Origin of the sequence: Mesorhizobium sangaii (assembly GCF_014207355.1) — a bacterium.
GTDB classification, from domain to species: Bacteria; Pseudomonadota; Alphaproteobacteria; order Rhizobiales; family Rhizobiaceae; genus Mesorhizobium; species Mesorhizobium sangaii.
The window spans coordinates 853155-876448 of sequence record NZ_JACHEF010000003.1; the positions used below are offsets into that span (position 1 = coordinate 853155).

General features: G+C 60.0%; 18 protein-coding genes and 1 tRNA gene. 4 read left to right on the forward strand and 15 right to left on the reverse strand.

The window, feature by feature from the left end; all coding sequences use genetic code 11:
* Window positions 1-145: 145 nt before the first annotated feature.
* The 4 genes from HNQ71_RS19275 to HNQ71_RS19290 all read right to left on the reverse strand — a co-directional run bounded on the left by HNQ71_RS19275 (window position 146) and on the right by HNQ71_RS19290 (window position 3447).
* Window positions 146-574 carry a DUF930 domain-containing protein gene (locus tag HNQ71_RS19275; RefSeq protein ID WP_184874242.1) on the reverse strand — a complete coding sequence of 143 codons (429 nt, stop codon included), beginning with the start codon at window positions 572-574 and terminating at the stop codon, window positions 146-148.
* A 56-nt stretch (window positions 575-630) separates the two neighbouring features.
* Window positions 631-1329, reverse strand: a complete 699-nt coding sequence (locus tag HNQ71_RS19280) for a DUF2161 domain-containing phosphodiesterase (protein ID WP_184874243.1) — start codon at window positions 1327-1329, stop codon at window positions 631-633.
* A 357-nt stretch (window positions 1330-1686) separates the two neighbouring features.
* Complete coding sequence (locus HNQ71_RS19285) at window positions 1687-2490, reverse strand: sterol desaturase family protein (protein ID WP_184874244.1); 804 nt, start codon at window positions 2488-2490, stop codon at window positions 1687-1689.
* Window positions 2491-2550: 60 nt separating this feature from the next.
* Window positions 2551-3447 (reverse strand): class I SAM-dependent methyltransferase, encoded by an 897-nt coding sequence (locus HNQ71_RS19290; RefSeq protein WP_184874245.1) that lies wholly within the window; start codon window positions 3445-3447, stop codon window positions 2551-2553.
* Window positions 3448-3617: 170 nt separating this feature from the next.
* Here HNQ71_RS19290 and HNQ71_RS19295 point away from each other — a divergent pair, with 170 nt between their 5' ends.
* The 3 genes from HNQ71_RS19295 to HNQ71_RS19305 are packed head-to-tail and all read left to right on the forward strand — an operon-like array spanning window position 3618 to window position 7068.
* Window positions 3618-4376 carry a TylF/MycF/NovP-related O-methyltransferase gene (locus HNQ71_RS19295; protein ID WP_184874246.1) on the forward strand — a complete coding sequence of 253 codons (759 nt, stop codon included), beginning with the start codon at window positions 3618-3620 and terminating at the stop codon, window positions 4374-4376.
* Between the two features lie 14 nt (window positions 4377-4390).
* Window positions 4391-6418, forward strand: coding sequence for a glycosyltransferase (locus HNQ71_RS19300; RefSeq protein ID WP_184874247.1), 2028 nt, complete (start codon window positions 4391-4393; stop codon window positions 6416-6418).
* On the forward strand, window positions 6415-7068 hold the full coding sequence (locus tag HNQ71_RS19305; RefSeq protein ID WP_184874248.1) for a class I SAM-dependent methyltransferase: 654 nt from the start codon (window positions 6415-6417) through the stop codon (window positions 7066-7068). Before HNQ71_RS19300 ends, HNQ71_RS19305 begins: the two co-directional genes overlap by 4 nt.
* A 41-nt stretch (window positions 7069-7109) precedes the next feature.
* On the opposite strand, the gene HNQ71_RS19310 is transcribed toward HNQ71_RS19305, so the two are convergent.
* The 8 genes from HNQ71_RS19310 to HNQ71_RS19345 all read right to left on the reverse strand — a co-directional run bounded on the left by HNQ71_RS19310 (window position 7110) and on the right by HNQ71_RS19345 (window position 20046).
* Complete coding sequence (locus tag HNQ71_RS19310; RefSeq protein WP_184874249.1) at window positions 7110-8474, reverse strand: HlyD family type I secretion periplasmic adaptor subunit; 1365 nt, start codon at window positions 8472-8474, stop codon at window positions 7110-7112.
* On the reverse strand, window positions 8474-10267 hold the full coding sequence (locus HNQ71_RS19315; protein ID WP_425492244.1) for a type I secretion system permease/ATPase: 1794 nt from the start codon (window positions 10265-10267) through the stop codon (window positions 8474-8476). Before HNQ71_RS19315 ends, HNQ71_RS19310 begins: the two co-directional genes overlap by 1 nt.
* Window positions 10268-10284: 17 nt before the next feature.
* Window positions 10285-11775 (reverse strand): beta strand repeat-containing protein, encoded by a 1491-nt coding sequence (locus HNQ71_RS19320; RefSeq protein ID WP_184874251.1) that lies wholly within the window; start codon window positions 11773-11775, stop codon window positions 10285-10287.
* A gap of 167 nt (window positions 11776-11942) precedes the next feature.
* The gene (locus tag HNQ71_RS19325) at window positions 11943-12638 is read right to left on the reverse strand and encodes a calcium-binding protein (protein ID WP_184874252.1); all 696 of its coding nucleotides are present in this window, start codon (window positions 12636-12638) and stop codon (window positions 11943-11945) included.
* Window positions 12524-14035: a CAP domain-containing protein gene (locus tag HNQ71_RS19330; RefSeq protein ID WP_184874253.1), complete on the reverse strand. Its 1512-nt coding sequence runs from the start codon at window positions 14033-14035 to the stop codon at window positions 12524-12526. The genes HNQ71_RS19325 and HNQ71_RS19330 overlap by 115 nt, the downstream gene beginning before the upstream one ends.
* A 197-nt stretch (window positions 14036-14232) precedes the next feature.
* Window positions 14233-16866 carry a matrixin family metalloprotease gene (locus HNQ71_RS19335; RefSeq protein ID WP_343068181.1) on the reverse strand — a complete coding sequence of 878 codons (2634 nt, stop codon included), beginning with the start codon at window positions 16864-16866 and terminating at the stop codon, window positions 14233-14235.
* 181 nt (window positions 16867-17047) lie between these two features.
* Window positions 17048-19741 carry a M10 family metallopeptidase C-terminal domain-containing protein gene (locus HNQ71_RS19340; protein WP_184874255.1) on the reverse strand — a complete coding sequence of 898 codons (2694 nt, stop codon included), beginning with the start codon at window positions 19739-19741 and terminating at the stop codon, window positions 17048-17050.
* A gap of 86 nt (window positions 19742-19827) precedes the next feature.
* Window positions 19828-20046 carry a hypothetical protein gene (locus tag HNQ71_RS19345; RefSeq protein WP_184874256.1) on the reverse strand — a complete coding sequence of 73 codons (219 nt, stop codon included), beginning with the start codon at window positions 20044-20046 and terminating at the stop codon, window positions 19828-19830.
* Window positions 20047-20920: 874 nt separating this feature from the next.
* Here HNQ71_RS19345 and HNQ71_RS19350 point away from each other — a divergent pair.
* Window positions 20921-21289: a hypothetical protein gene (locus HNQ71_RS19350; protein ID WP_184874257.1), complete on the forward strand. Its 369-nt coding sequence runs from the start codon at window positions 20921-20923 to the stop codon at window positions 21287-21289.
* A 71-nt stretch (window positions 21290-21360) separates the two neighbouring features.
* Here the strand turns inward: HNQ71_RS19350 and HNQ71_RS19355 are convergent.
* From HNQ71_RS19355 to HNQ71_RS19365, 3 genes are all read right to left on the reverse strand, one after another.
* A tRNA-Ser gene (locus HNQ71_RS19355) sits at window positions 21361-21450 on the reverse strand.
* Window positions 21451-21523: 73 nt separating this feature from the next.
* Window positions 21524-22729 carry a tyrosine-type recombinase/integrase gene (locus HNQ71_RS19360; protein WP_184874258.1) on the reverse strand — a complete coding sequence of 402 codons (1206 nt, stop codon included), beginning with the start codon at window positions 22727-22729 and terminating at the stop codon, window positions 21524-21526.
* The gene (locus HNQ71_RS19365) at window positions 22726-23229 is read right to left on the reverse strand and encodes a hypothetical protein (RefSeq protein WP_184874259.1); all 504 of its coding nucleotides are present in this window, start codon (window positions 23227-23229) and stop codon (window positions 22726-22728) included. Before HNQ71_RS19365 ends, HNQ71_RS19360 begins: the two co-directional genes overlap by 4 nt.
* Window positions 23230-23294: the final 65 nt, after the last annotated feature.

Consider the following 23294-nt stretch of genomic DNA (forward strand, 5'->3'; position numbering starts at 1 on the left):
TCCAGGACGGCCCTAACTTGGCGGTCCCTTGGCGTCAAGCGATCACTCACGATGGCGTGATCAAACTGTCTTTGCACTGAGGCCGCGTTGAGGAATCCGGGGCGCTCGCGGGTAGCCCGGCAGAACCACCGCGCCCGACCGCAAATCAATCGTAGAGATTATACTTTGCCCAATCGGCTTCCGGAATCTCGTCGCCGATCCGATAGCGGAGTTGCAGGACTTCCATATGGTCGGGCGCCGTCTGGCACTTGAATTTCAGCCGGTACCATTGCCCTTTGCTGCGAAACGCAGCACCCGGACTTCTGATCGCATCGGCGCCCATCTCTGGAGTCGCGAAGGCGTAGGCGACGACGCGATCCGCCTTGAACTTGCGATCGTCATGGGTGATCCGGTCGAGCACCTCAGCGTCACAACGCTGTTCAAGACGGGTTTGGGGATCGAGTTTCAACAGGCCGGCGCGCAAAGCGTTGTCCATTGCGTTGACCGGGAAACCCAGTGTCACGGACGCAAAACCCAGTGTCACGGACGCCAGGCCCATCATGCAGAGCTTCTTCATGGGTGGGACAAGCATCATATTTTGTCGGAAAAATCAACCAAGGGGAGGGCCCCGAACCCCCCAGGCGACTTCAATCAAATGGCCGTTGCGTTCAAAATTGCGTGTCGAGATTCATCATGCGACGGCTGCGGCCAACGGACCAACGAGGCACGGCCGGCATCCGTGAGATCGTAGAGGCCGCGATCGACGCGCGCGAACCAGCCATAGACATTGTGCCGCAGAATTTTTGGCGCGATCGGCGTCAGCGCCTTCAGATCACGTGGGCGCTTGGGTCCATCCGCCATGGCGGCGGCGCAGGCAAGCGCGCTTTGGCGATAGGCGGTCATGATCGGATTGCGCGATCCTCCTCCCGCAACGGGATCGCCGCGACGGCGCTGGTGCTCGTCGACCAGGCGAGAGCGCCGGCGCGCATTCTTGCGCGGCGCCACGGCGATCGGACTGAGAAGCACCTCGACCCGGTCGCTCGCGGTCACGCCAAGCAGGCCGAAGCCAAGCCGGCGGCAGAGATTGCGAAACCGCGCATCGCCTTCGCGTCCCTTTCCCCGAGCCGACATGCGCGCGGCCAGCCACACCTCGTCGCAGGCCGTCGCGCGGTCCACGCCCTGCAGCACGAGTTCAAGATTGAACTGGAGCTTCAGCTCGCAGATGACGACGATGGGCGGCTCTCCGTCGCGCAACGCGACGATGTCGCAGCCACCGATCTCGCCCTTGACGACGAAGTCGAGGCCTTCGAGGAACCGCTTCACCGGCGCATAAAGTGAGGTCTCGTTCATAGCCAAGGTTTAGCCGATTCGGCGCAAAAAGCCTTCCTGCCGGCGCACAGCAGGAGACAGTCTCCTTTGCCGAACGGCTCTCCATTGAGGACATGGAAGCCTGCGAGCCCGGCACCGCAGCCTTTGATCATGAAAAAGTGAGGCCGCCGTCCGGAATATTAGAGACGACTGATGCGCTTGTGTCGCATCAGTGTCGCAATCGCGCGATAATTAACCAATGCGCGATTGACGAACGCAGCGTGACGCGCGTCCTCCCAAGATGACCCCTCTGGTCCCTGCCGGTGGGGTTTTCTTTTTCAAAGAACCATACCGGCGCTCGCGAAGGTGGAAGCAAACCTGTCGCGATGCCTTGCGACGTCAGCCTTCCGCTTCGGTGCTCGATGCTGTTGGATTCGATCGCTGCCTGCGGGGCTGGAGCGGATAGCCGACCTGGCCAAAGTAGGTCGAAGGGACCGGATCATCGACGCCGTACTTCTCCGGCACCTTGTCGCCGGTGGCATTGTAGGTGCCGAACATCACGTCGAGGAAGGGCAACTGCCCGGCGAAGTTCTTGTCATAGGCTTCGCGCTGATTGGCATGGTGCCAGCGATGGAACTGCGGGCTGGCGATCAGCCACTTCAAGGGGCCGAACGAAATCCGTATGTTCGAATGGACCAGCATCGTGTGCCAAAAATAGATGATCGAAAAGATGGCGATCGAGGCTTCCGAGAAACCAAGGAAGAAGACCGGCATCAGTGATATTGCCTTCGTGACTATGATGTCGACCGGGTGAGAGTGGAAAGCACCGAGCCAGTCCAACTCCTTGATGCCGTGGTGAATGGCATGGAACTTCCAAAGCGCAGGGATTTTGTGGAAGGCGCGATGTGCCCAGTAGACGCCGAGATCGGTGATCAGGATGATTTCCGCAACCTGTAGCCAGACGGGCTGGCCGCCGACGGCTTGCGTTATCGATTGCGGGACAAGCATTGCCGCGAGGCCGAGGACACCGGCGGCCATCAAGACGACGGCTGCCTTTACGATGAAGCTGTTGAACAGCAGGTAGATCACATCGACGGCAAAGCCATCGCGGAGGATCTTTTGCGGCCGCTCGGCAAACAGATGTTCGAACGGAATGAAGATCAGCGCGCAGATCAACAGCGCCTTGATACCAAAGATATCCATTCACCCGCCTCTATCGCCCTGGCTTTCGTGTCACCCGCGGAAAGCCGGTGATTCGCTAGTTTAGCGCGCTAAGCCGCGTTTGATGCAATCGACCACCGCCCTTACCGGGGCGGATGCGCGCCAGGTCGTGCTGGAGGTTATGGCATCCTCGCGAGCCTGCGCGTCCCGGGTCGTCTGTCGCGCACGTTCAACCTCCTCGACCAGCCGCGAATTGTCCGAGCGCAGGTGCTCCAGCTCGGCATCGTTTTGCCGCGAGTGCACGCTGGCTATGTGAGACCACAGCTGCCGTTGCCAGCGGTCCAGGGACGTCTCCCGGTCCAAGGCATGAGGCTGGAGCTGATCCCGGACCGCGGATGCGAGCCTGCCGAGGCCCATGACTGCCACGGTGTCGGGAAGGAACGCCGTCTCATGCTCGATGCCGAGATGATCGAGAAAGCGCTCCGCATTGACAATGGCATCCGCGATCAGGTTGGCGTCGTGGAAGGAAATGATGCAGTCCGGCTTCATCAGCCCGAGAACGCCGACAAAGTCCGAAAAACAGGCCGTGTTGGTGTGCTCCGCGTCGATCAGCGCGAGCGTCGCCTTGGGCTCGATCGACTGGGGCGGCACATCGGAAACGTCGCTATCAATGGTGGTCAGCTTGGCCATTGCGTCGGGCGGAAGCTTGTCCGACAGCAAGGCAACCATCCGGGCCGCCGTGTTGTCAGGGTAGTGAAAAACCTCGGCACGTTCGTCGGGCTGGGTCGCCGGCCGCAGATCGACCGATATCACCGCCTCGCAGGCCGGATCGATCAAATGCGGCAACAGGCTGCCGCCGATATCCGAACCAACCTCGAGATAGACGTAGCGGCCGAGCGTCGATCGCGCGAAGTTCTGCACGCGCAGGAAACTTGTGCGGTCACTGAGCGTGCTTCCGGTATCGACCTGGAAAACAGCAATGTCGAGCGTCTCGATCATGCCCATCGCTTGATTGGCGGTTAGCATTCAGGGGCTCCCATTGGACAATTATTCGCCGCTCACTTGCATGGCGCGACGGGTTGGATCGCGCAAATCCTGTTGCACTTCGGCTGGATATCCGCAACAGCGTATTTCGCCATGGAACTGTTGCGCGCCTTGAAAGGTCGACGATGAACCGCCTCTATACTGATCTCCTGATCAAGATCATCGCCAACACGATCTACGGCTCTGGTTCGCAGGTGATCGATCCCTCGAAAATCGGAGAGTCGACCCCCTTTAATCGCGAGGATCGCCTCGTGGGTCGCGATTGGCCGACGGTTGCGCACTCGATGGCGGGCGTCAGGCGCCTGACAAATGTGCGCGACCTCGTCCAGCGAGTCATCAATGAGAACGTGCCCGGGGATTTGATCGAGACCGGCGTCTGGCGCGGTGGCTGCTGCATCCTCATGAGAGGCGTGCTGGCCGCCAACGGGATCACGGACAGGAAGGTGTATGTCGCGGACTCGTTCGACGGTTTGCCACCGCCGGACCCCGAGAATTTTCCGGCTGACTTGGGTGACAGGCTGCACGAGTACCGGCAGCTTGCGATTGATCAGGCACAGGTCGAATCCAACTTTGCCGCCTATGACCTCCTGGACGACCAGGTGGTCTTCGTCAAAGGCCTGTTCGGGGACACCTTGCCTGGCCTGAAAGCCGGTCCATTCGCCCTGATTCGACTGGACGGCGATATGTACGAGTCGACGATGGACAGCCTCGAAGCGATTTATCCAAGGCTGTCGCCCGGCGGGTTCGCGATCATCGATGACATGGCGTTTGGGCCATGCCGGCAAGCGGTCGACGACTACCGCACTCGCAACGGCATCAAAGCCGAGATCCACGAGATAGACTGGACGGGCGGTTGGTGGCAGAAGCCAATGGCTGACAACTGAGCCACGGAATCGCGATGAAAACGAACACCCTGTCCGTCGTTGTTGTCGCCTACAACATTCCCCGAGAACTGCCGCGAACCTTGCTTTCGCTCGCAACGCCCTACCAGCAAGACGTGACGACGGATGACTACGAGGTCATCGTCGTCGACAACGGATCGTCACCGGTCGTTGGCGAGGGGCTGGTTGCGGACTATGGGCCGAACTTTCGCCTGCTGCGCATCGATGACGCATTGCCTTCGCCCGCGGCTGCCGTCAATCGCGGGATAAGGGAGGCGAGGGGTGACAACATCGGCGTGATGATCGACGGCGCGCGGATCGTGACGCCCGGGTTGGTGCATTTCGCTCGCGTCGGCCTGGGCATGGCTCCGACGGCAGTCGTGGCCGCGCCTGGCTGGTATCTTGGCAGCGACACCCAGGTGAATGCCCGTAGCAATGGCTATACGAAGGCCATCGAGGATTCGCTTTTGCAATCGATCCGATGGCCGGAAGATGGGTATCGGCTGTTCGAGATCGGGACGATGGACGAGTCGTCGGTCGATCCGTGGTTCACGCCGATATCCGAAGCCAATGCCCTGTTCATGAGCCGGGAGAGCTGGCAGGCGATCGGCGGAATGGATGAGCGGTTCACCTATCCGGGAGGCGGCTTCGTCAACATCGACACGCTGGAACGTGCGATGGAGATGCCGCAGGCAAAGCTCATCCTCACTCTGGGGGAGGCTACATTTCACCAGTTGCACGGGGGTGTCGCCACCAACGCAACCGTCGAGCAGCCCAAACACTGGCTCCTCTGGAAGGCCGAAAGGGACGCGTTGAGGGGTCGCGAGCACTTTAGCTTTCACGCCCCCTCGGCGTTCGTGGGATCGCTGCCTCCAGCGCTTGCGCCGCACCTTGCCCGCGCCCTGATTGTGTCTCCACACGGCGCCGGGCCAGCCACGGCCGCGGGCTTCAGGGCGCAATTGAAGCCGTCGGAAGAATCCGCGCCGACCAACCAGGCCGCCGCCGCACTCGTCGAGTTGGCCAAGGTCGAGTTGGAGCGCGGGAATTACAAGGCGGCGGCAGATGTCGCCCGAATGGCAAGCAGCCATGCACCCGCCGAGCTGGCAACGTCGCGCGTGCTTTTATCCGCCGGCCTTCTTTCGCGGTACAATGAGCATCGCGATGCCGCCTATTTCACGGCGATCGGCGATGCGCACCGTGTCATCGGCGAGAACGAAACCGCCGACATTCAATACCGCAACGCATTGGCACTTGCCGCCGATAGCGTGGGTGCCCATGCCGGCCTGGCCAGCATCCGGATGTCGGGGCCCTCCTATTACGACTGGCTGGAGCGTCTCTACGCGGAACTGAAGCCAGCCGTGGTGGTGGAGATAGGCGTCTTTGACGGCGTATCGCTTTCCAAGGTGAAGGCACCAACCCTCGCAATAGGCATCGATCCCAATCCACGCGCCACGCTGGCGCTCGGCGCGCAAACGCACATTTTTCCGGAGACGAGTGACGCCTTCTTCGATCGCGGTGGAGCGGACGACCTGCTTGCCGGCCGCCCGGTCGGTGTCGGGTTCATCGACGGTCTGCACACTTTCGACCAGGTGCTGCGCGACTTTGCCAACCTTGAACGCTACTGCGACGCCGGCTCGGTTCTGCTCGTGCACGACACCGCCGCCCTGGACGACGCGACGCAAAGGGTTCCGCCGACGACGCAATTCCACACTGGCGACGTCTGGAAACTGGTTCCTGCGCTCAAGACGCTGCGCCCCGATCTCGACGTGTTCACCATTGCCACGCCCTGGACCGGGCTCACCGTCATATCCGGCTTCGGCAAGGGCAGATACGATCGTTCATGGATCGTCGACGCCGGTCAACGTTTTGCAAACATGGAGTTTGCCGAGATCGAGGCAAACCTTGGCGAAGCGCTTGGCCTGGTTGCAAACGAATGGGAGCCGGTGCTTGCACGGATCAGGGCCAACCTCGTCGGCAAAGGGGGTGGCAACCACGATCAAGGCGGCTGGCGGCGGCAAATTGCGAAGCTGATGAAGAGGCTATGATGGGCGGGTTCCTGCATCAGTACTTTTTGAACAACAGCGGCAAGGAGCTTTACAAGTGGCTGCACTATTTCGACGTCTACGAGCGCCACTTCGAACGGTTCAGAAACCGGAGGCCGGTCGTCGTTGAGATCGGCGTCTACAAGGGCGGATCGCTCGAGATGTGGCGTGCTTATTTCGGCGAGGGCGCGCGAATCGTCGGAGTAGACATCGATCCCGCATGCAAGGCTCACGAGTCCGAAGGGGTCGAGGTTTTCATTGGAAGCCAGGACGACCCTCGACTGCTCGACCGGATCGTCGAGAAATATGGCCCCATCGACATCGTCATCGATGATGGCAGCCACATGATGGATCATGTCATTGCGACCTTCGAGCATCTCTACCATCATGTGCAGCCGAACGGCGTCTATTTCGTCGAGGACACGCATACGAGCTATTGGGATGACTATGGCGGAGGGCTGCGCAAGCCAGGATCGTTCATGGAATTCGCCAAGGGAAAGCTCGACGAGATCAACGCGCATCACGCGCGCGGCGCCTTGCCGCCGAACGCCTTCACCCATGCAACAGACTCGATCTGCGTCTATGACAGCATTGTCGTCTTTGAAAAACGGCCGCAGGGCAGACGTCAGTCGCTCTTGACAGGGCAGGGGTAGAATCCGCTCGAAGGTCTCGCCGCCTGCGATCTTGAGGGCAATTATTCCCTGAAGGCTCGGGAAAGCTGATCGGTGATGGGTTTCATCAGATAAGACCAGACAGTGCGGTCACCGGTCTGGATGTGCAATTCTGCAGGCATGCCCGGAATGAGCCGGGTTGCCGTTTTCAGGCAGACCGCCTCGTCTGTAATGTTGATGCGGGCCTCGTAATAGGCCGTCCGGTTGGCTGTGTCCTTGACCAGATCGGGGGAGATCCGATCGACCGTTCCATGACACTCCGGCGTGGTGTTGCGGTCGAAGGCCGAGAAGCGGATGACGACCGCCTGGCCAAGGCTGACATCATCGATGCGCAAGGGCGGAACCTGGGCATCGATCACCAGATCGTCCGTCTGAGGCACGATCAGCATCATTGTCTCGCCAGACGCGACAACGCCGCCAACCGTGTGGATCGCAAGTTCCTGCACGACGCCTGATTGCGGGGCCTTTATCGTCATATGGTCCAGCTGGTCCATGGCCACCTGCTTGCGCTCGACCAGTTCGGCCTCTTTGCCTTCGGCCTCGCGCAGGTCGGCGTTGGCGCTTTTGCGGAAGTCGTTGTCGAGCTGGATACTGGCCAGCGCGTTCTCGCTGATGCGCCCTTCCACTTCGGCGATCGCGGCCAGGAGCCTTCCGGCCTCGCCCTTTTGCTGGATCGTCTGCGTTTTCAGAGCGGTCAGGCGATCCAGCGATGCGAACCTCTTGGCGTAGAGATCCTGGATGATGACGAGGTCGTTGGTCGCCAGGTCGAGAGCTTCCAGGGCCGCGTCGCGCTGGGCCTTGAGGCCTTCGATCTGTTCGCGATACTGATCGTTGCGGGTTCCAAGCTGCGCCTTCTGGCTTTCCAGAAGCGTCATGTTGCTTCGATGCAGCGCGTTTTCACCCGCAATGAGGATCGCCATTGCGGGATCGCTGGCGCGGGCGGACAGATCGTCCGGGATGATCATCTCGTCGCGGCCAATGGTCTCCGCCTCCAGGCGGGTCATCTGCAGCCGCGCGCGGTCCAGCTGCTGGCCAATGATGCCGAGATTTGCGCGTGCCACCGTGTCGTCGAAGCGAACCAGGACCTGGCCGGCCGTAACCTTGTCGCCATTTCGCACAAGGATTTCGCGGACGGTACCGCCAGTCTGCTCCTGCACCTTCTTCACATTCGATTCCACCACCACCGTTCCGCTGGCGATGACCGCACCGGCAAGGGAAGTGGTCCCCGCCCAGATGCCGATGCCGCCAACAAGTGCCGCGACAACGACGAGGCCGGATCCAATGGTCCATCGAACTCCGTCACCACGCATCGACGAGCGTTGCAATGCGGGCAGGGTTGGTGCGTGCGAACGCGTCAGGTCGGCCGTTTGCGTGGGTGCGAGGCTCATCATGGCCGCCTGTCATGCAAGGTGACGACGGTTGGTGCGCGTTCGCCGCCCGGGGCCTGTTCCGGCCGCACATTGGCTGGGCGCGTCATCTTCGCCAGCACTTCGTCCCGCGGTCCCATCGCCTGTACCGTTCCGCCGGCCATGACCAGAACCGTATCGATATTCGCCAGTGCTGCGGGCCGATGTGCGATGACGACGACGATGCCACCTCGGTCGCGTACGCCCTTTATGGCTGCGCCCAGGGCGATGTCGCCTTCGCCGTCCAGATTGGAATTCGGCTCGTCGAGAACGACGAGGAAGGGATCACCATACAATGCCCTCGCCAGACCGACCATCTGGCGCTGACCTCCGGAAAGTGCTGAGCCGCCTTCGCCGATGCGCGTCTGGAAACCGTCGCTCAGCCGGAGGATCATCTGTTTGACCCCGGCAGCTTCGGCCGCCGCAACAACCGCATCCGCGCTCGCGTTGGCGTTGAAGCGGTTGATGTTCTCGGCAACGGTGCCCTCAAACAGTTCGATGTCCTGCGGCAGGTAGCCGACGTCGCGTCCAAGCGCTTCTTCATCGAATTGATCGAGTGCGGCCGCATCAAGACGCACAGTGCCGCGGAGAGGGGTCCATGCACCGACGAGCGCACGCGCCAGCGTGGACTTGCCTGACGCGCTTGCTCCGATGATGCCCAGCCCGGCTCCCGCCTGCAAGGAGAACGCCACATTCTGGATGATTGGTTTTTGCTGGCCGGGAGCACCGACCGAGACCGCCTCGACCGACAGTGTCTCCCGAGGCCGTGGAAGCGTAAGAGGCGCTTCTTGTGCGTCGGCGTTGCGCAGCATCTGTTTGAGCCGGCCATAGCTCTGTCTGGTGGAAACCCAGGGGCGCCAGTTGGCGATGACGAGATCGACGGGCGACAGTGCCCTGGCGAGCATGATCGACGTCGCGATCATGATGCCAGGCGATGCCTCGCCTTCGATCACCAGGTAAGCCCCAAGTCCGAGCATCAGCGATTGCAGGATCATTCGCCACGTCCGCGAGACGGTCCCGGTCGCGCCGACGACATCGGAAATTCGCAACTGATTGGCAAGATAGGCTTCGCTCCGGTCCTGCCAGAGACCGCTGATGCGAGGTCCCATGCCAAGTGCACGAACCACCTCCGCGTTCCGGCGTCCGGCATCGGAAAGCTGCTTGCGGGAAATGGACGATTCCATCGCCCGTTTGGCGGGCCCTCGGCTTAAGCCTTCGGCAACCAGGGTCAGCAAGACGCTCACGATCGCGCCGGCGGTCGCAAGCGCCCCCAGCAGCGGATGGAGGAAAAAGATGCCGACCAGGTAGAAGGGCAGCCAGGGCAGATCGAAGAAGGCTGTCGGGCCCGATCCCGAGATGAAGCTGCGTATCTGGTCGAGATCGCCGATCGGCTGAAGCCGTGTGCCTTCCTGACCGGACCTGAGAGGGAGCGAGACCGAGAGAGCAAAGACAGCGGGTTGCAGGCTGGTGTCGAAACGCCTGCCGATCCGCGCCAGCAGCCTGAGCCGCAGGAGATCAAGCAGACCATAGGCGATATAAAGTCCCGCCATGGCGATCGAGAGCACTGTCAGGGTCGGAATGCTGTGCGAAGGCAGGACGCGGTCATAGACCTGAAGCATGTAGAGCGAGCCGGTCAGACCAAGCAGGTTGATCATCCCCGAGAAAACGGCAACGCAAACCAGTGCCGCGGCGCACGACCTTAGCGCACGGCTGGGCGCGGACAATCCCGCTGGCGCAGGACGGGAGCCGCCGCGGTTCTGTATCTGAATTGCCACGTGCCCCCGCTTAATGTTCAGACTACGACGAAATCGGCGTTGGTCAGCGCCAGGTTTGCGGCAAGTGTGGCGAAATGGGTGGAACCACCCGCTGCACTGCCGTTGCTGTCATAGGTGAGCCAGCCGGTATCCGTCTCATAGATGATATGATCGTTGCCGTCACCCGCAAGGCCGGTGGTGTTCTTAACGAACTGTTCCGCTGTCAGCGTGCCGTTGCCGCCAAGCGCCGCGAAGATGGCGTTATCGACCTGGATGGTGTCGTCGACCACCGAGAAGTCGGTGATGCGGTCGACATTGGCAGAGGCGTTCAGCGCCGTGGTGAAGACGAAGGTGTCATGCCCGGTGCTGCCGGACAGCATGTCGTTGCCGAGGAGGCCGTTGATGATGTTGTTGCCTGAATTGCCGGTGATGATGTTGGCGGTCGAGTTGCCTGTGCCATTGATGGAAGCCGCGCTGCGCAGCGCCAGGTTCTCCAGCTCCTGGCCGGAAAGATTGAAGCTGACATAGGCCTGGACATTGTCGGTGCCGCCGCCGTTGGCCTCGATGACATGATCGCCGGCATTGTCGACGTAATAGGTATCGTTGCCTTGAGCACCACTCATGGTGTCGGCACCGGCAAGGCCGTTGATGATGTTGTTGCCGCTGTTGCCGGTGATGATGTTGGCAGCAGAATTACCGGTGCCGTTGATCGAGGCCGCGCCGCGCAGCGCCAGGGTCTCCAGTTCCTGTCCCGACAGGTTGAAGCTGACATAGGCCTGCACATTGTCGGTGCCGCCGCCATTGGCCTCGATGACATGGTCGCCGGCATTGTCGACATAATAGGTGTCGTTGCCTTGCGCGCCGCTCATGGTGTCGGCACCGGCAAGGCCGTTGATGATGTTGCTGCCTGAATTGCCGGTGATGATGTTGGCAATGGAATTGCCGATGCCGTTGATCGAGGCCGCGCCTCGAAGCGTCAGGTTCTCCAGCTCCTGACCGGAGAGATTGAAGGAAATCGTGCTGTTGACTGTATCGGTGCCCTGGCCATTGGCCTCGAGGACAACGTCGCCGGCATTGTCGACCCAGTAGGTGTCGTTGCCGGTGCCACCGCTCATCGTGTCGGCGCCGGCGCCGCCATTGATGGTGTCGGCGCCGCCGAACCCATAGAGCACGTCGTGCAGCGGCGTTCCGTTCAGCGTGTCATTGCCACTCAGCGCAAGATTGAGCAGACCCATCGTGTCATTGCTCATGACGAAGCCCACAACATCGGTGGCCGCTACGTTCAGGCCCGTGATCTGCAGCACCGTGCTGCCAGCAACCACATATTGGACGGATGTGACGGTTCCACCGGTAGGGACGCCGGCGTTATAAGTGAATCCAGAGCCCTGAAAGAGTGTGTAATTCGACGCGTCGTCAAAAAACCTTGCATAGAGAGGCTGGGCGTCCTCGAAGTCGTAGTCGAGCAGTGCTCCCACCTGCAGCGTATCGAAATTCAGTCCAAAAACCGTACCACCGCTGACCACAGCCATGACGTTCTCCCACCCAAGATTAACAACCCCACCTAAACTTACGAGGTTTCCTGAAACAGTACAACTGACCGTTCTTACTTGCAGTTAGCCGGCGAGGGTTCGGGATGGAATTGTTGCGATGCACTTTGGCGGCGGCGGCAAGGTCCGCTTCGGCCGGCATGACTTCCTTACACCACGACAAAATCGGCATTGGTCAGCGCCAGGTTGGCGGCCAGCGTGGCGAAATGGGTCGAGCCACCCGCCGCGCTGCCGTTGCTGTCATAATAGAGCCAGCCGGTGTCCGTCTCGTAGATGATGTGGTCGGTGCCGTCGGCGGCAAGGCCGGTGGTGTTCTTGACGAACTGGTCGGCCGTCAGTGTGCCGTTGCCGCCAAGCGCTGCAAAGATCGCATTGTCGACCTGGATGGTATCCTCGACCACCGAGAAGTCGGTGATGCGGTCGACGTTGGTGGAGGCGTTCAGCGCCGTTGTGAAGACGAAGGTATCGTTGCCGGTGCTGCCGGACAGAGTGTCGTTGCCGAGCAGGCCGTCGATAATGTTGTTGCCGGAATTGCCGGTGATGATGTTGGCAGTCGAATTGCCGGTGCCGTTGATCGAAGCCGAGCTGCGCAGCGCCAGATTCTCCAGCTCCTGTCCCGACAGGTTGAACGAGACGTAGGCCTGGACATTGTCGGTGCCCTGGCCATTGAGCTCGATCACGTGGTCGCCGGCATTGTCGACATAGTAGGTGTCGTTGCCGGTGCTGCCACTCATCGTGTCGGCGCCGCCGAGGCCGTCGATGACGTTGTTGCCACTGTTGCCAGTGATGATGTTGGCGGTCGAATTGCCGGTGCCGTTGATGGAGGCCGAGCTCCGCAGCGCCAAGTTCTCCAGCTCCTGGCCGGAAAGATTGAAGCTGACATAGGCCTGGACATTGTCGGTGCCCTGGCCGTGAGCTCGACGACATGGTCGCCGACATTGTCGACGTAATAGGTGTCGTTACCGGCCCCGCCTTGCATGGTGTCGGCGCCTTCCTTGCCGTCCAGCGTATCGTTGCCGCCGAGGCCGATGAGCGTGTTGACGCCCGAATTGCCGTTCATCGCGTTGGCCAGGCTGTTGCCGGTGGCGTTGATCGAGGCCGCGCTGCGCAGTGCGACGTTCTCGATGTTGCCCGTGAAATGGTTGCCGTCACTAAGGTTGATCGAAATATAGCCATTGACGATATCCGAGCCGTTGGCGCCGGCGGTGCTTTCACTGACGATATCGCCGGCATTGTCGACGAAGTATGTGTCGTCACCGGCCCCGCCATACATGGTGTCGGCACCTGCCTTGCCATCCAGCGTGTCGTTGCCGGCCTTGCCATCCAAGTGGTCGCCGCCCGAGGAACCATATATGGCTTGGGTGCCGTCGGCGCCGATCAGCGTCAAGGCATTCGTGCCCAGCCCGACTATAGATGAAATGCCGTTGACCGCCGTCACGGATACCGACGTGCGGATGGTCGACTGGCCCATCAGGTCGATCTTGGCGTTGAAGCCGGCAGCGATCGTCGCTGTGAGAACCACCGGCGTCACCTGGTCGCCGCCGGCGAACGTGATGGTCTTGAGACCGGCCGTCAGTTCCTCGGAATAGCCGCCGGCACTGCCGCTGGCCGTGTTCGGTCCGCCGCTGACGGAGACAGTTATGTTGCCGCGGCCTTCGCCGATCGAATAGAACTGGTCGGCGGTCACGGTATCGTTGAAGGCGACACCGGTGAGAAACTGGTGGTTGGCGCCTGGGCGGCCGAAATCTTCGGTCAGCATCGTCGCGTTGAGGCCTTGATAGATGCCCTGGGCCTGGCCGACACCGACCTCCTGATAGTCCGGATCCATCAAATTGACCCGGTGGCCGCGGCCAGGGTAGTTCGCATCGACAAACAGAAGTTGATGGAGCTGCAGAGACATCTCCGGTGTGAGAGTACCGGAAGTAGCGCTGTACGCGATGTTTTCACCTGCAGTATTCCAGTCATAGCCAGCGGCCGTTATCCGGGCGAATGGATCGTGGCCGCTCAGATCAGTGTGCGAAAAGTAGTCGTTGTCGATCATGTCCTGGCTATGAGCCCGCGCCACGCCGAGCAGCGTGTCGTTCATCGCCAGCGGCTGCTTCATCGCGGTGGAGATGGTCTCGTTGGCCGGGACCCCCTCATTGAGGCTTATGCCGTATCGGGCGGCTTCAGCGGCGGGATCGAGCCGCGCGCGATTGATCAGTTCCAGGATTGCCTGCTCGACAGCACTCTGATTGGCCATGACTTATCCCATCCAGTATTGGGCGAGTATTATTTTTAGGCAACATGCTGCCGAAACACCAGCCGGCTGGAAGAAAACCTGCTCAAAAGCCGTGCCATTCAAAGCTTGAACGGGTTGCACAGGAGATACGCCCACGCAATCGCAGGCGCCGTAATCGGGCGCCTGCGATTGCGTGGGGAGCTCTACATTCGAGCGGGTCAGACCACGGCGAAATCGGCGTTGGTGAGCGCCAGATTGGCGGTCAGCGTGGCGAAGTGGGTTGAGCCGCCAGCGGCGCTGCCGTCGCTGTCATAGTAGAGCCAGCCGGTATCCGTCTCATAGATGATGTGGTCGTTGCCGTCGCCGGCAAGGCCGGTGGTATTCTTGACGAACTGGTCGGCCGTCAGCGTGCCGTTGCCGCCAAGCGCTGCAAAGATCCCATTGTCGAGCTGGATGGTGTCGTCGACCACCGAGAAATCGGTGATGCGGTCGACGTTGGTCGAGGCGTTGAGCGCTGTGGTAAAGACGAAGGTATCCTGGCCGATGCTGCCGGACAGCGTGTCGTTGCCGAGGAGGCCGTCGATGATGTTGTTGCCGGAATTGCCGGTGATGACATTGGCAATGGAGTTGCCGGTGCCGTTGATGTTGCCAGTGCTTCTCAGCGCCAGACTCTCAAGCTCCTGACCGGAAAGATTGAACGAGACATAGGCCTGGACATTGTCGATGCCCTGGCCGTTGAGCTCGATGACGTGGTCGCCGGCATTGTCAACATAGTAGGTGTCGTTGCCTTGTGCGCCGCTCATCGTGTCGGCGCCTGCAAGGCCGTCGATGATGTTGTCACCGGTGTTGCCGGTGATGATGTTGGCAGTCGAATTGCCGGTGCCGTTGATGGAAGCCGAGCTGCGCAGCGCCAAGTTCTCCAGCTCCTGGCCGGAGAGGTTGAAGCTGACATAGGCCTGCACATTGTCGGTGCCCTGGCCGTTGAGCTCGATGACATGATCGCCGACATTGTCGACGTAGTAGGTGTCGTTGCCTTGCGCGCCGCTCATCGTGTCGGCACCGCCGAGGCCGTCGATGATGTTGTTGCCGGTATTGCCGGTGATGATGTTGCCAGCTGAATTGCCGGTGCCGTTGATCGAAGCCGAGCTGCGCAACGCTAGGTTCTCCAGCTCCTGTCCGGAAAGATTGAAGCTGACATAGGCCTGGACATTGTCGATGCCCTGGCCGTTGAGCTCGATCACGTGATCACCGGCATTGTCGACATAATAGGTGTCGTTGCCGGTGCTGCCGCTCATCGTGTCGGCACCGCCGAGGCCGTTGATGATGTTGTTGCCGCTGTTGCCGTTGATGATGTTGGCGATGGAGTTGCCGGTGCCGTTGATCGAAGCCGCGCTGCGCAGCGCCAGGTTCTCAAGCTCCTGGCCGGAGAGGTTGAAGGAGACGTAGGCCTGGACATTGTCGATGCCGCCGCCATTCGCCTCGATGACATGGTCGCCGGCATTGTCGACGTAATAGGTATCGTTGCCGGTGCTGCCGCTCATCGTATCGGCGCCGGCGAGCCCATCGATGACGTTGTTGCCGGAATTGCCGTTGATGATGTTGGCAGCGGAATTGCCGGTGCCGTTGATCGAAGCCGCGCTGCGCAGCGCCAAGTTCTCCAGCTCCTGTCCCGACAGATTGAAGCTGACATAGGCCTGCACATTGTCGGTGCCCTGGCCATTGGCCTCGATGACAAGGTCGCCGGCATTGTCGACATAGTAGGTGTCGTTGCCGATGCCGCCTTGCATGATGTCGGCGCCACCGCGGCCGTCGATCACATTGGCAGCATTATTCCCGACGACGGTATCGGCATGTGCGCTGCCGATGACGTTTTCGATCGTTGTCGAGAACGCAAGGCCCAGATTTCGCTCCCATTCATAGGCCGGGGTGGTCGGATCAGTCAGGGTGTTTCGAATAAAGTCCCCAAAGCCACCAAATTGCGCGGTGAGGTCAGCAATCTGATTCTCGACATTGTAGTAATCGAGGTCCGAATAGGCGCCGGGGCGCAAATCGACGGTCGAACCTCGTGAAAGCGCGGTTAGGTCTAGGGTGTCCGTGCCGCCAGCATCGTAGATCGCCTGCCTGCCATTCAAGCCATTGTCGGTAAAGGTGTAGACGGTATTACCGGTGGCAGTGGTCGAATCTGCGCCGTAATGGGACTGAATCGCCATGATATCGAGCACCATTGGCGTAAAGGACGACGTTCCCTCCACGCTGTAAGCGATGCCCCCGCCGCCGCCGTCTGACCAAGTGAAGAAATAGTCTTCCGAGGTGTAGCTCATCACCGTGTAGGTTCTGCTGTCGTACCCCGCTGGCACCGTCGGCGCCTCGAAGGGGTGTTTCAGTCCCAGGGCATGCCCGGATTCGTGGATGAGAATCTGGAAATCAGAGGTATCCTGGGCGAAACTGGATGACTTATAGGTCTCGTCGACCCAGATGTCGCCGTTGACAGCCATTGCCGTGTTGCCGGGGAGGGGCGGGCCATAGGCATAGGCGGCTGTGCCTGAGCCCTCGCGCGCTGTGACGTCGGTGAATGCGACGCGGATTTTCCCGGGGATTGCGTCCGATACCTCAGTTATCGAAGGCGCGATCAACGCGTCCCAAAGAGACAACGCGGTCCGAAAGCTCGCCGCCTGGGTGCTGTCGAAAGGTCCAGACTGAGCGTCGAAAGGCTCTCCCGACCCATAATCTGTCTCCCAGAGTGAACCGGCGCCTGGAATTGAGTAAGTGATCGTCGAGCCGGACCACTTCGCACCGTCCACGTCAACAAGCCCATTCCGAGCCTGTGTCACGGTCACATTTGTCAAAGTCATCGCGCACCCCCCGCGGTTGTTGGACGATAATATTCGGCGACAGTATGGATCATAGACAACGGTGTCCGCTACGCTCGGAGAAATTCCAGGAAAAGTGTGAAACAGTTTCCTGTCCGGAATTGTGTCAAACAAAGAGAAAGAGCGGTTTTGCGTTCAGTGAAACGATGAACCGCTCCTACCTTCACACCACGACGAAATCGGCGTTTGTCAGCGCGAGGTTGGCGGTAAGCGTGGCGAAATGGGTTGAGCTGCCAACCGCACTGCCGTCGCTGTCATAATAGAGCCAGCCGGTGTCCGTCTCGTAGATGATGTGCTGGTCAGCATTGGTGGCGGCGCCCAACGCGTTGGCGGCAAACTGGTCCGCCGTTAGCGTACCGTTGCCGCCAAGCGCCGCGAAGATGGCGTTGTCGACCTGAATGGTGTCGTCGGCGACCGAGAAGTCGGTGATGTGGTCGACATTGGTGGAAGCATTCAGCGCCGTAGTGAAGACGAAACTGTCGTTGCCGGTGCTGCCGCTCAAGGTGTCGTTCCCGCCGAGACCGTTGATGACATTGGCGCCCGAATTGCCGGAGATGATGTTGGCGGTCGAGTTGCCGATGCCGTTGATGTTGCCGGTGCTTCTCAGTGCCAGGTTCTCCAGCTCCTGTCCGGAAAGATTGAAGGAGACATAGGCCTGCACATTGTCGGTGCCCTGGCCGTTGAGCTCGACGACATGATCACCAGCATTGTCGACGTAGTAGGTGTCGTTGCCTTGTGCACCACTCATCGTGTCGGCACCGGCAAGGCCGTCGATGATGTTGTTGCCGCTGTTGCCGGTGATGATGTTGGCGATCGAATTGCCGGTGCCGTTGATATTCCCTGAGCCGGTCAGCGTCAGCTTCTCCAGTTCCTGTCCCGACAGGTTGAAGGAGACAGAGCTGAAGACGCCGTCGGTGCCCTGGCCGTTGAGCTCGACGACATGGTCGCCGGCATTGTCGACGTAATAGGTGTCGTTGCCGGTGCTGCCACTCATGGTGTCGGCGCCGCCGAGCCCATCGATGATGTTGTTGCCGGAATTGCCGTTGATGATGTTGGCGGCGGAATTGCCAGTGCCGTCGATGTTGCCCGCGCCGGTCAGCGTCAGCTTCTCCAGTTCCTGTCCCGACAGGTTGAAGGAGACGGAGCTGAAGACGCCGTCGGTGCCCTGGCCGTTCAGCTCGGTGACATGATCGCCGGCATTGTCGACATAGTACGTGTCGTTGCCGGTGCTGCCGCTCATCGTGTCAGCGCCGGCGAGCCCATCGATGACGTTGTTGCCGGAATTGCCGGTGATGATGTTGGCAGCGGAATTGCCGGTGCCATTGATCGAAGCCGCGCTGCGCAGCGCCAGGTTCTCCAGCGCCTGCCCGGAGAGGTTGAAGCTGACATAGGCCTGGACATTGTCGGTGCCTTGGCCATTGGCCTCGATGACATGGTCGCCGGCATTGTCGACGTAGTAGGTGTCGTTGCCGACGCCGCCGCGCATCGTGTCGCCGCCGCCCTTGCCGTCCAGCACGTTGTTGCCGGAATTGCCGATCAGCGTGTCAATGCCGGAACCGCCAACGGCGTTCTCGATTGACGCGCCGAAGGCAATTGAAACATTGCGGTGGCCGCCGCCGATGTCGGAGAAACTGCCTGCGGCCAGATTGATGGTTTGGGCTTGGCCGAACCCGGACGCATCCAGCGTATCGACACCACCAGCGTCCCAAATGCAGATTGCCGGCGAGGGGTTCAGGGCGAAGTTGTACACGTTGCCCGCATTGGAACCAAAACCGTAGACGGTATTGCCCGTACGCGTCGTCATATTGGCGCCGTAGAGCTGCTGAACAGCCAGAATGTCGTACAACATCAGCGTGTCGGGGTAGTCATTGTAGTCGGATGCGCCGGTGTTGGTCTCGTCGAAATAGCTCATCACGCTGTATTGGTTACTGTCCTGGATGAACTGGGCATCGTTGCCGTAGGTGGGATGGGACCCGGCATTGTATTCGCCCGGATGTGAAAGGCCGAGCGCGTGGCCTGTTTCGTGCAGAATGGTCTGGTAGTCGTAAGAGCCGATCGGCAGATTTCCCGTGGCGACGGCGTCGGTGTTCAAATGCACGTCTCCGGAAATGTCGCCTGGCGCCGTCGTTCCCGGGTAAACTGCGTAGGCTCCGGCAGGGTCCGCCGTCGATGTGTAGTTTCCAAACAGCATCGTCGCGTTGTTGCTGGTGCCAGCGGGGTTGACTTGCGTGAACGTCACGCCGCAGACCGACGAATACATGGCAAGCACGGACTTGACGGCAGCGATTTCCGCGGAACTCAACGGGCTGAAGGGGGCAGCATCCCCTTGCGAGTCAGTGCAATTGACGTCCGTCATTCGCACAGCCCATGTCACGTTCACCGGCTGCCCGGGCGCTGTGCTCCAGCTGCTTCCGGGCCTCAGGATCGCGCCGGCCCCCATCAATTCGTCGTAGCTGGCCCGGGTTCCGCTCACTACGGAAACACCATATTGCCCCACGTAATCATCGTTATATGCGCCGGCATTGATGAAGTAATCGCCCGTGGTCAAGGCCGTGTAGGTGATCGTCGAATAGCGGTACTGGCCCGGAATGACGTCATCGTTTGACGCAACCAATGTTCCGGATGCGTTCATGAGAGCCATGAACGTATCCTCGACATTGTCGCCGACGGTCGGACTGACACGCGCACCTTCACCGACTTCGGCGAAAGTGTAGGTCTGCCCCGCCACAAGGTGCACCCGGTACCAATCATGGTCGCCGGCCGAAGACAAATGGCCAGTCGCTGTCTGGCCGACCGCCAGGGTGTAGCTCGTAGCGATGGATGATGCCGCATCCGTTGTTTCGGTGACGTTTGGCATTGCCTTCCCCCTCTGCGTTTTCTGCGGCCGCGCCGCTTATTATCGATAACGGAGCACGAGGCTCACAACCCGCATGTCCGGCTGGCCTATTTGCCATCGTTCACTTTGTCCTTGCCGCATAGCCGTTCTGCCACTTCGAGTGCCCTCCGAAGGACTTCCCGATTTTCCGCTGCCGAAATGATCGGGCTTCCAAGGCGTGCTTCGTGCAGACGCGCCAGCGCCTGCTCGCAGGTTTTGGCATTCATCGGGCGCTGCGGATTTCGAGGATAGGATTGTGCTGGCAGAGGTCCGATAATGGATGCCACCACGATAGCTCCTATGCAGAGGAAGTTTCGAGTCATAAGCCTTTGCCGCGACCGGTCTGTCTTTGACTAGGCGGCCGTCCAATTCTCAGCTTGGTGACAGCCACCCATGCCTGTCGCCATCATGATCGGCCACAACCACCTTCCAAAATATACAATCGCTTTGCGCGGCTTCGCGCCGACAGGTCATTGCGGAATATTTGTTTCCGAAATCCTGTACCCCAGCCCCTAGATTGGTACTCTATGTCACGGTCACGCCTGTATTCAACGCTGTTCTTGAGGACCAGCTAAAATTCCTGATTGAATTCCGTATGTACCACGTTGCTCTGTTGACATGGGTGCAACTCTCTTGGCATCGGGCTGGACTGCTTTAGGTAGCTGCCCGGACTGCGCCAGTCGTCATGCGACGACTGGACATCGCATCCACTCCAAGTCCGACAATTCACCGCCGACAGTCGGCCTCGAACACCGCGGCTTCTCCACGTGGCCCAAACTTGGCTACTCGATAAAGCAGAGCGACGGGTCATTTTTCTACATGAACGGCTGGATAGCCGAGGCGGTTTTCTCGAGTTAAAACGACGGAACGACACCCAGCCAGCAAATGGAAGGCTACCTCGCTTGGAAGTGGGGCCTTACTGGCAAGCTGGGGGGCGGCTACCCCTTATGAATCCAGCCCGCAGTGAGGGGCGCTCTTGGGACTTCAGTCTTAGTTGAGCTACCGCTAATATGCCTATAACTTAGGCGGTGCGGGGACAACCCGAATACTTAATCCCGCAATGGCCGGTGCGGCTCGCTTAACAACCCCAAGCACCCCGCCGGCCATTTCTTTTGCGTCTGGATGGCGCCGACTGCCAAAGCTGGATCGCGCGGGGGACAAATGCGCAGATCAGTCAAAATTCTCGTCCCGGTCTTGGCCGTCGTTTCGACTGAGGCCATGGCTCACGAATGGTATACCGGGAAGAAGGACCCCGTCACAGGCTTCGACTGCTGCGCAGGGTCAGAGTGCGCAGCGATCCCGGACTCTGAAGTCAGAGAAATGCCGGGCGGCTATCTCTATCTTCCCACTGGCGAGTTCATCCCGCTTCGTCGCGTGCAACATAGCCATGATTGGCAGTACCACCGCTGCATCTATCACTCGGAATTTCTCAACCTGGATCAGGGAAGTTTCAGGAAGGGCGACACACGCTGTTTCTTTGCGCCGCATACCGAGATCGGCGCTGCGCAACAAAGACCATGGCCGGGGTGACATACGTGGTTAAGGCAGGGGTTATGACAATCTACCAAATGGCACTTAACCAATTAATTTTATTGGTAGCCTGGCGGAGGAAGTGGGATTCGAACCCACGGTGAGCTTGCACCCACGCCGGTTTTCAAGACCGGTGCCTTAAACCGCTCGGCCATTCCTCCAACTGATTGCAATCATTGCGCTTTTGTCTCTTTGCAAATGGCCCGAAAAAGCCGCTTGCTACGCACTTTGCAACTATTTGCCTTGTCGTTCGCTGCTTATAGCGGCCTGCAACGCGACGTCAACTTGCTCCGCTGCATCCGCCTGCATTCCTGGCATGACGTGCGAATATAGGTCTAGCGTTATCCCGATGTTCGAATGGCCCAAGCGCTCGCTTGCTATCTTCGGATGAACGCCAGCCGAAAGCATTTGCGTGGCATGCGTATGCCGAAGGTCGTGAAATCGGATGCGGGGCAGGGAGGTTTTGCCGAGCACTCGCACCCACTCATGCGTGAGGGAGCGGGGTTGCAGCGGCTGGCCGTCGACTTGGGCCACGACGAAGCTGTTTCCGTCGGGTCGTAGACCAAGGCGAAGCTGTTCCTCAGCTTGCCGCACCCGGTGCGCCTTCAGCTCTGCCACAGTGCTGGCAGACAGCGCCACGGTCCGCGCCCTCCCTGATTTCGGTTCCTTGTATCTCACACCGTCGTCGGTCTGTTCCGCGCTTTCCTCGATCGACATCTGTCGGCGATTGTCTCCGAGTTCCAGATGGCGCCAGCGAAGGGCAAGGATCTCGCCGCGACGCAGGCCGCAGGTCACAGCCAACAGTATCGGGATAAACATCCTCGTCGGCCGAAGGGTCTCAAGCAGCGTCGCTGTCTGGCTGACATCGTAGGCGAGCATCTTCTGTCGCTCGACCTTGGGCGACGTTGTCGCCGTGGCTGGATTGCGTGACAACCGCTCCCAGGTCACGGCTTGGCCCAAGGCCTTCACGAGCACGCGGCGGTAGTGGTGGACCGTGCGGGGCGCCAGCGGCGGGAGCGGCTCGCGCTGGTCGCTGTCCTTCTTGATGCGGTGATCGACACGCGGCGCCGTCAACGCCGTGGTGAAGGCCACGTCTATACGGTCGGTCTTCAGCTTGGACAGCATCACGTTGCCGATGAGAGGCGCGAGTCCCTTGCGACATATCTCGGCGTACCGCTCGTGGGTCTTCGGCGCGACCGATGGCTTGATGAAGGTCAGCCATTCATCAAGAAACTCGGCGACGGTCTGCTTGGTCGGCTCGACGTAAGACCCTTGGTCGAGCGCGGTGATGAGGCGCGAGCATTCCTTTTGCGCCTCCCGCTTCGTCCCGCTGAAACTGTGCCACTTGCGTTTCTTCTTGCCCGTCTTCGGGTCGATCTCGCCGACATCGAGGACGATTGCCCAATGGCCGGGGCTGCGTTCGCGGATGTGACCCTTCATGGCTGATCATCCTCATCATCATCCAGTGAAATTCCGGCCTCCGATGCCTTCATCATCATCCGGAACATCTTGGTGCGCTCGGCCGCATCAGCCTTGATTTTCTCAGCTTCGGCTTTCAGAGCGGGAACCTCGCCGGCGTCTCGCATCTTCATCACCTCAGATGTCATGGCATGCACAGCCATATTCAGTTCGGATACGTGTTTGATGAGTTCTCCGGTAGTAGCGAGATCTATCTTCGCGATCCTCTCCCAATCGACATTGTCTGCTTTTACCAGCGAAATGGTGATGTCCTTGCGGCTCAGAAGCACACGGTGGAGTTCTTTCGTTCGCCGGTAAATCGTCTCAATCGGAGCATCGATCCGAAGGGACGTCTGCGCCAGCCGCCGAATCGCATCGGAACGGGTCGCAATCCGATTCTTATATCTCCAGTCATCGATCGCTTTCAGTTCCTCGTCCGACATCATCATCGGAATCCGATTTTCGCGCGGCTTTTTGACCATTTCAGATCGTCCCTTCCTATCCCTGACTGTAACCCAATACACCAACAAAATCGGCACAACAAGCA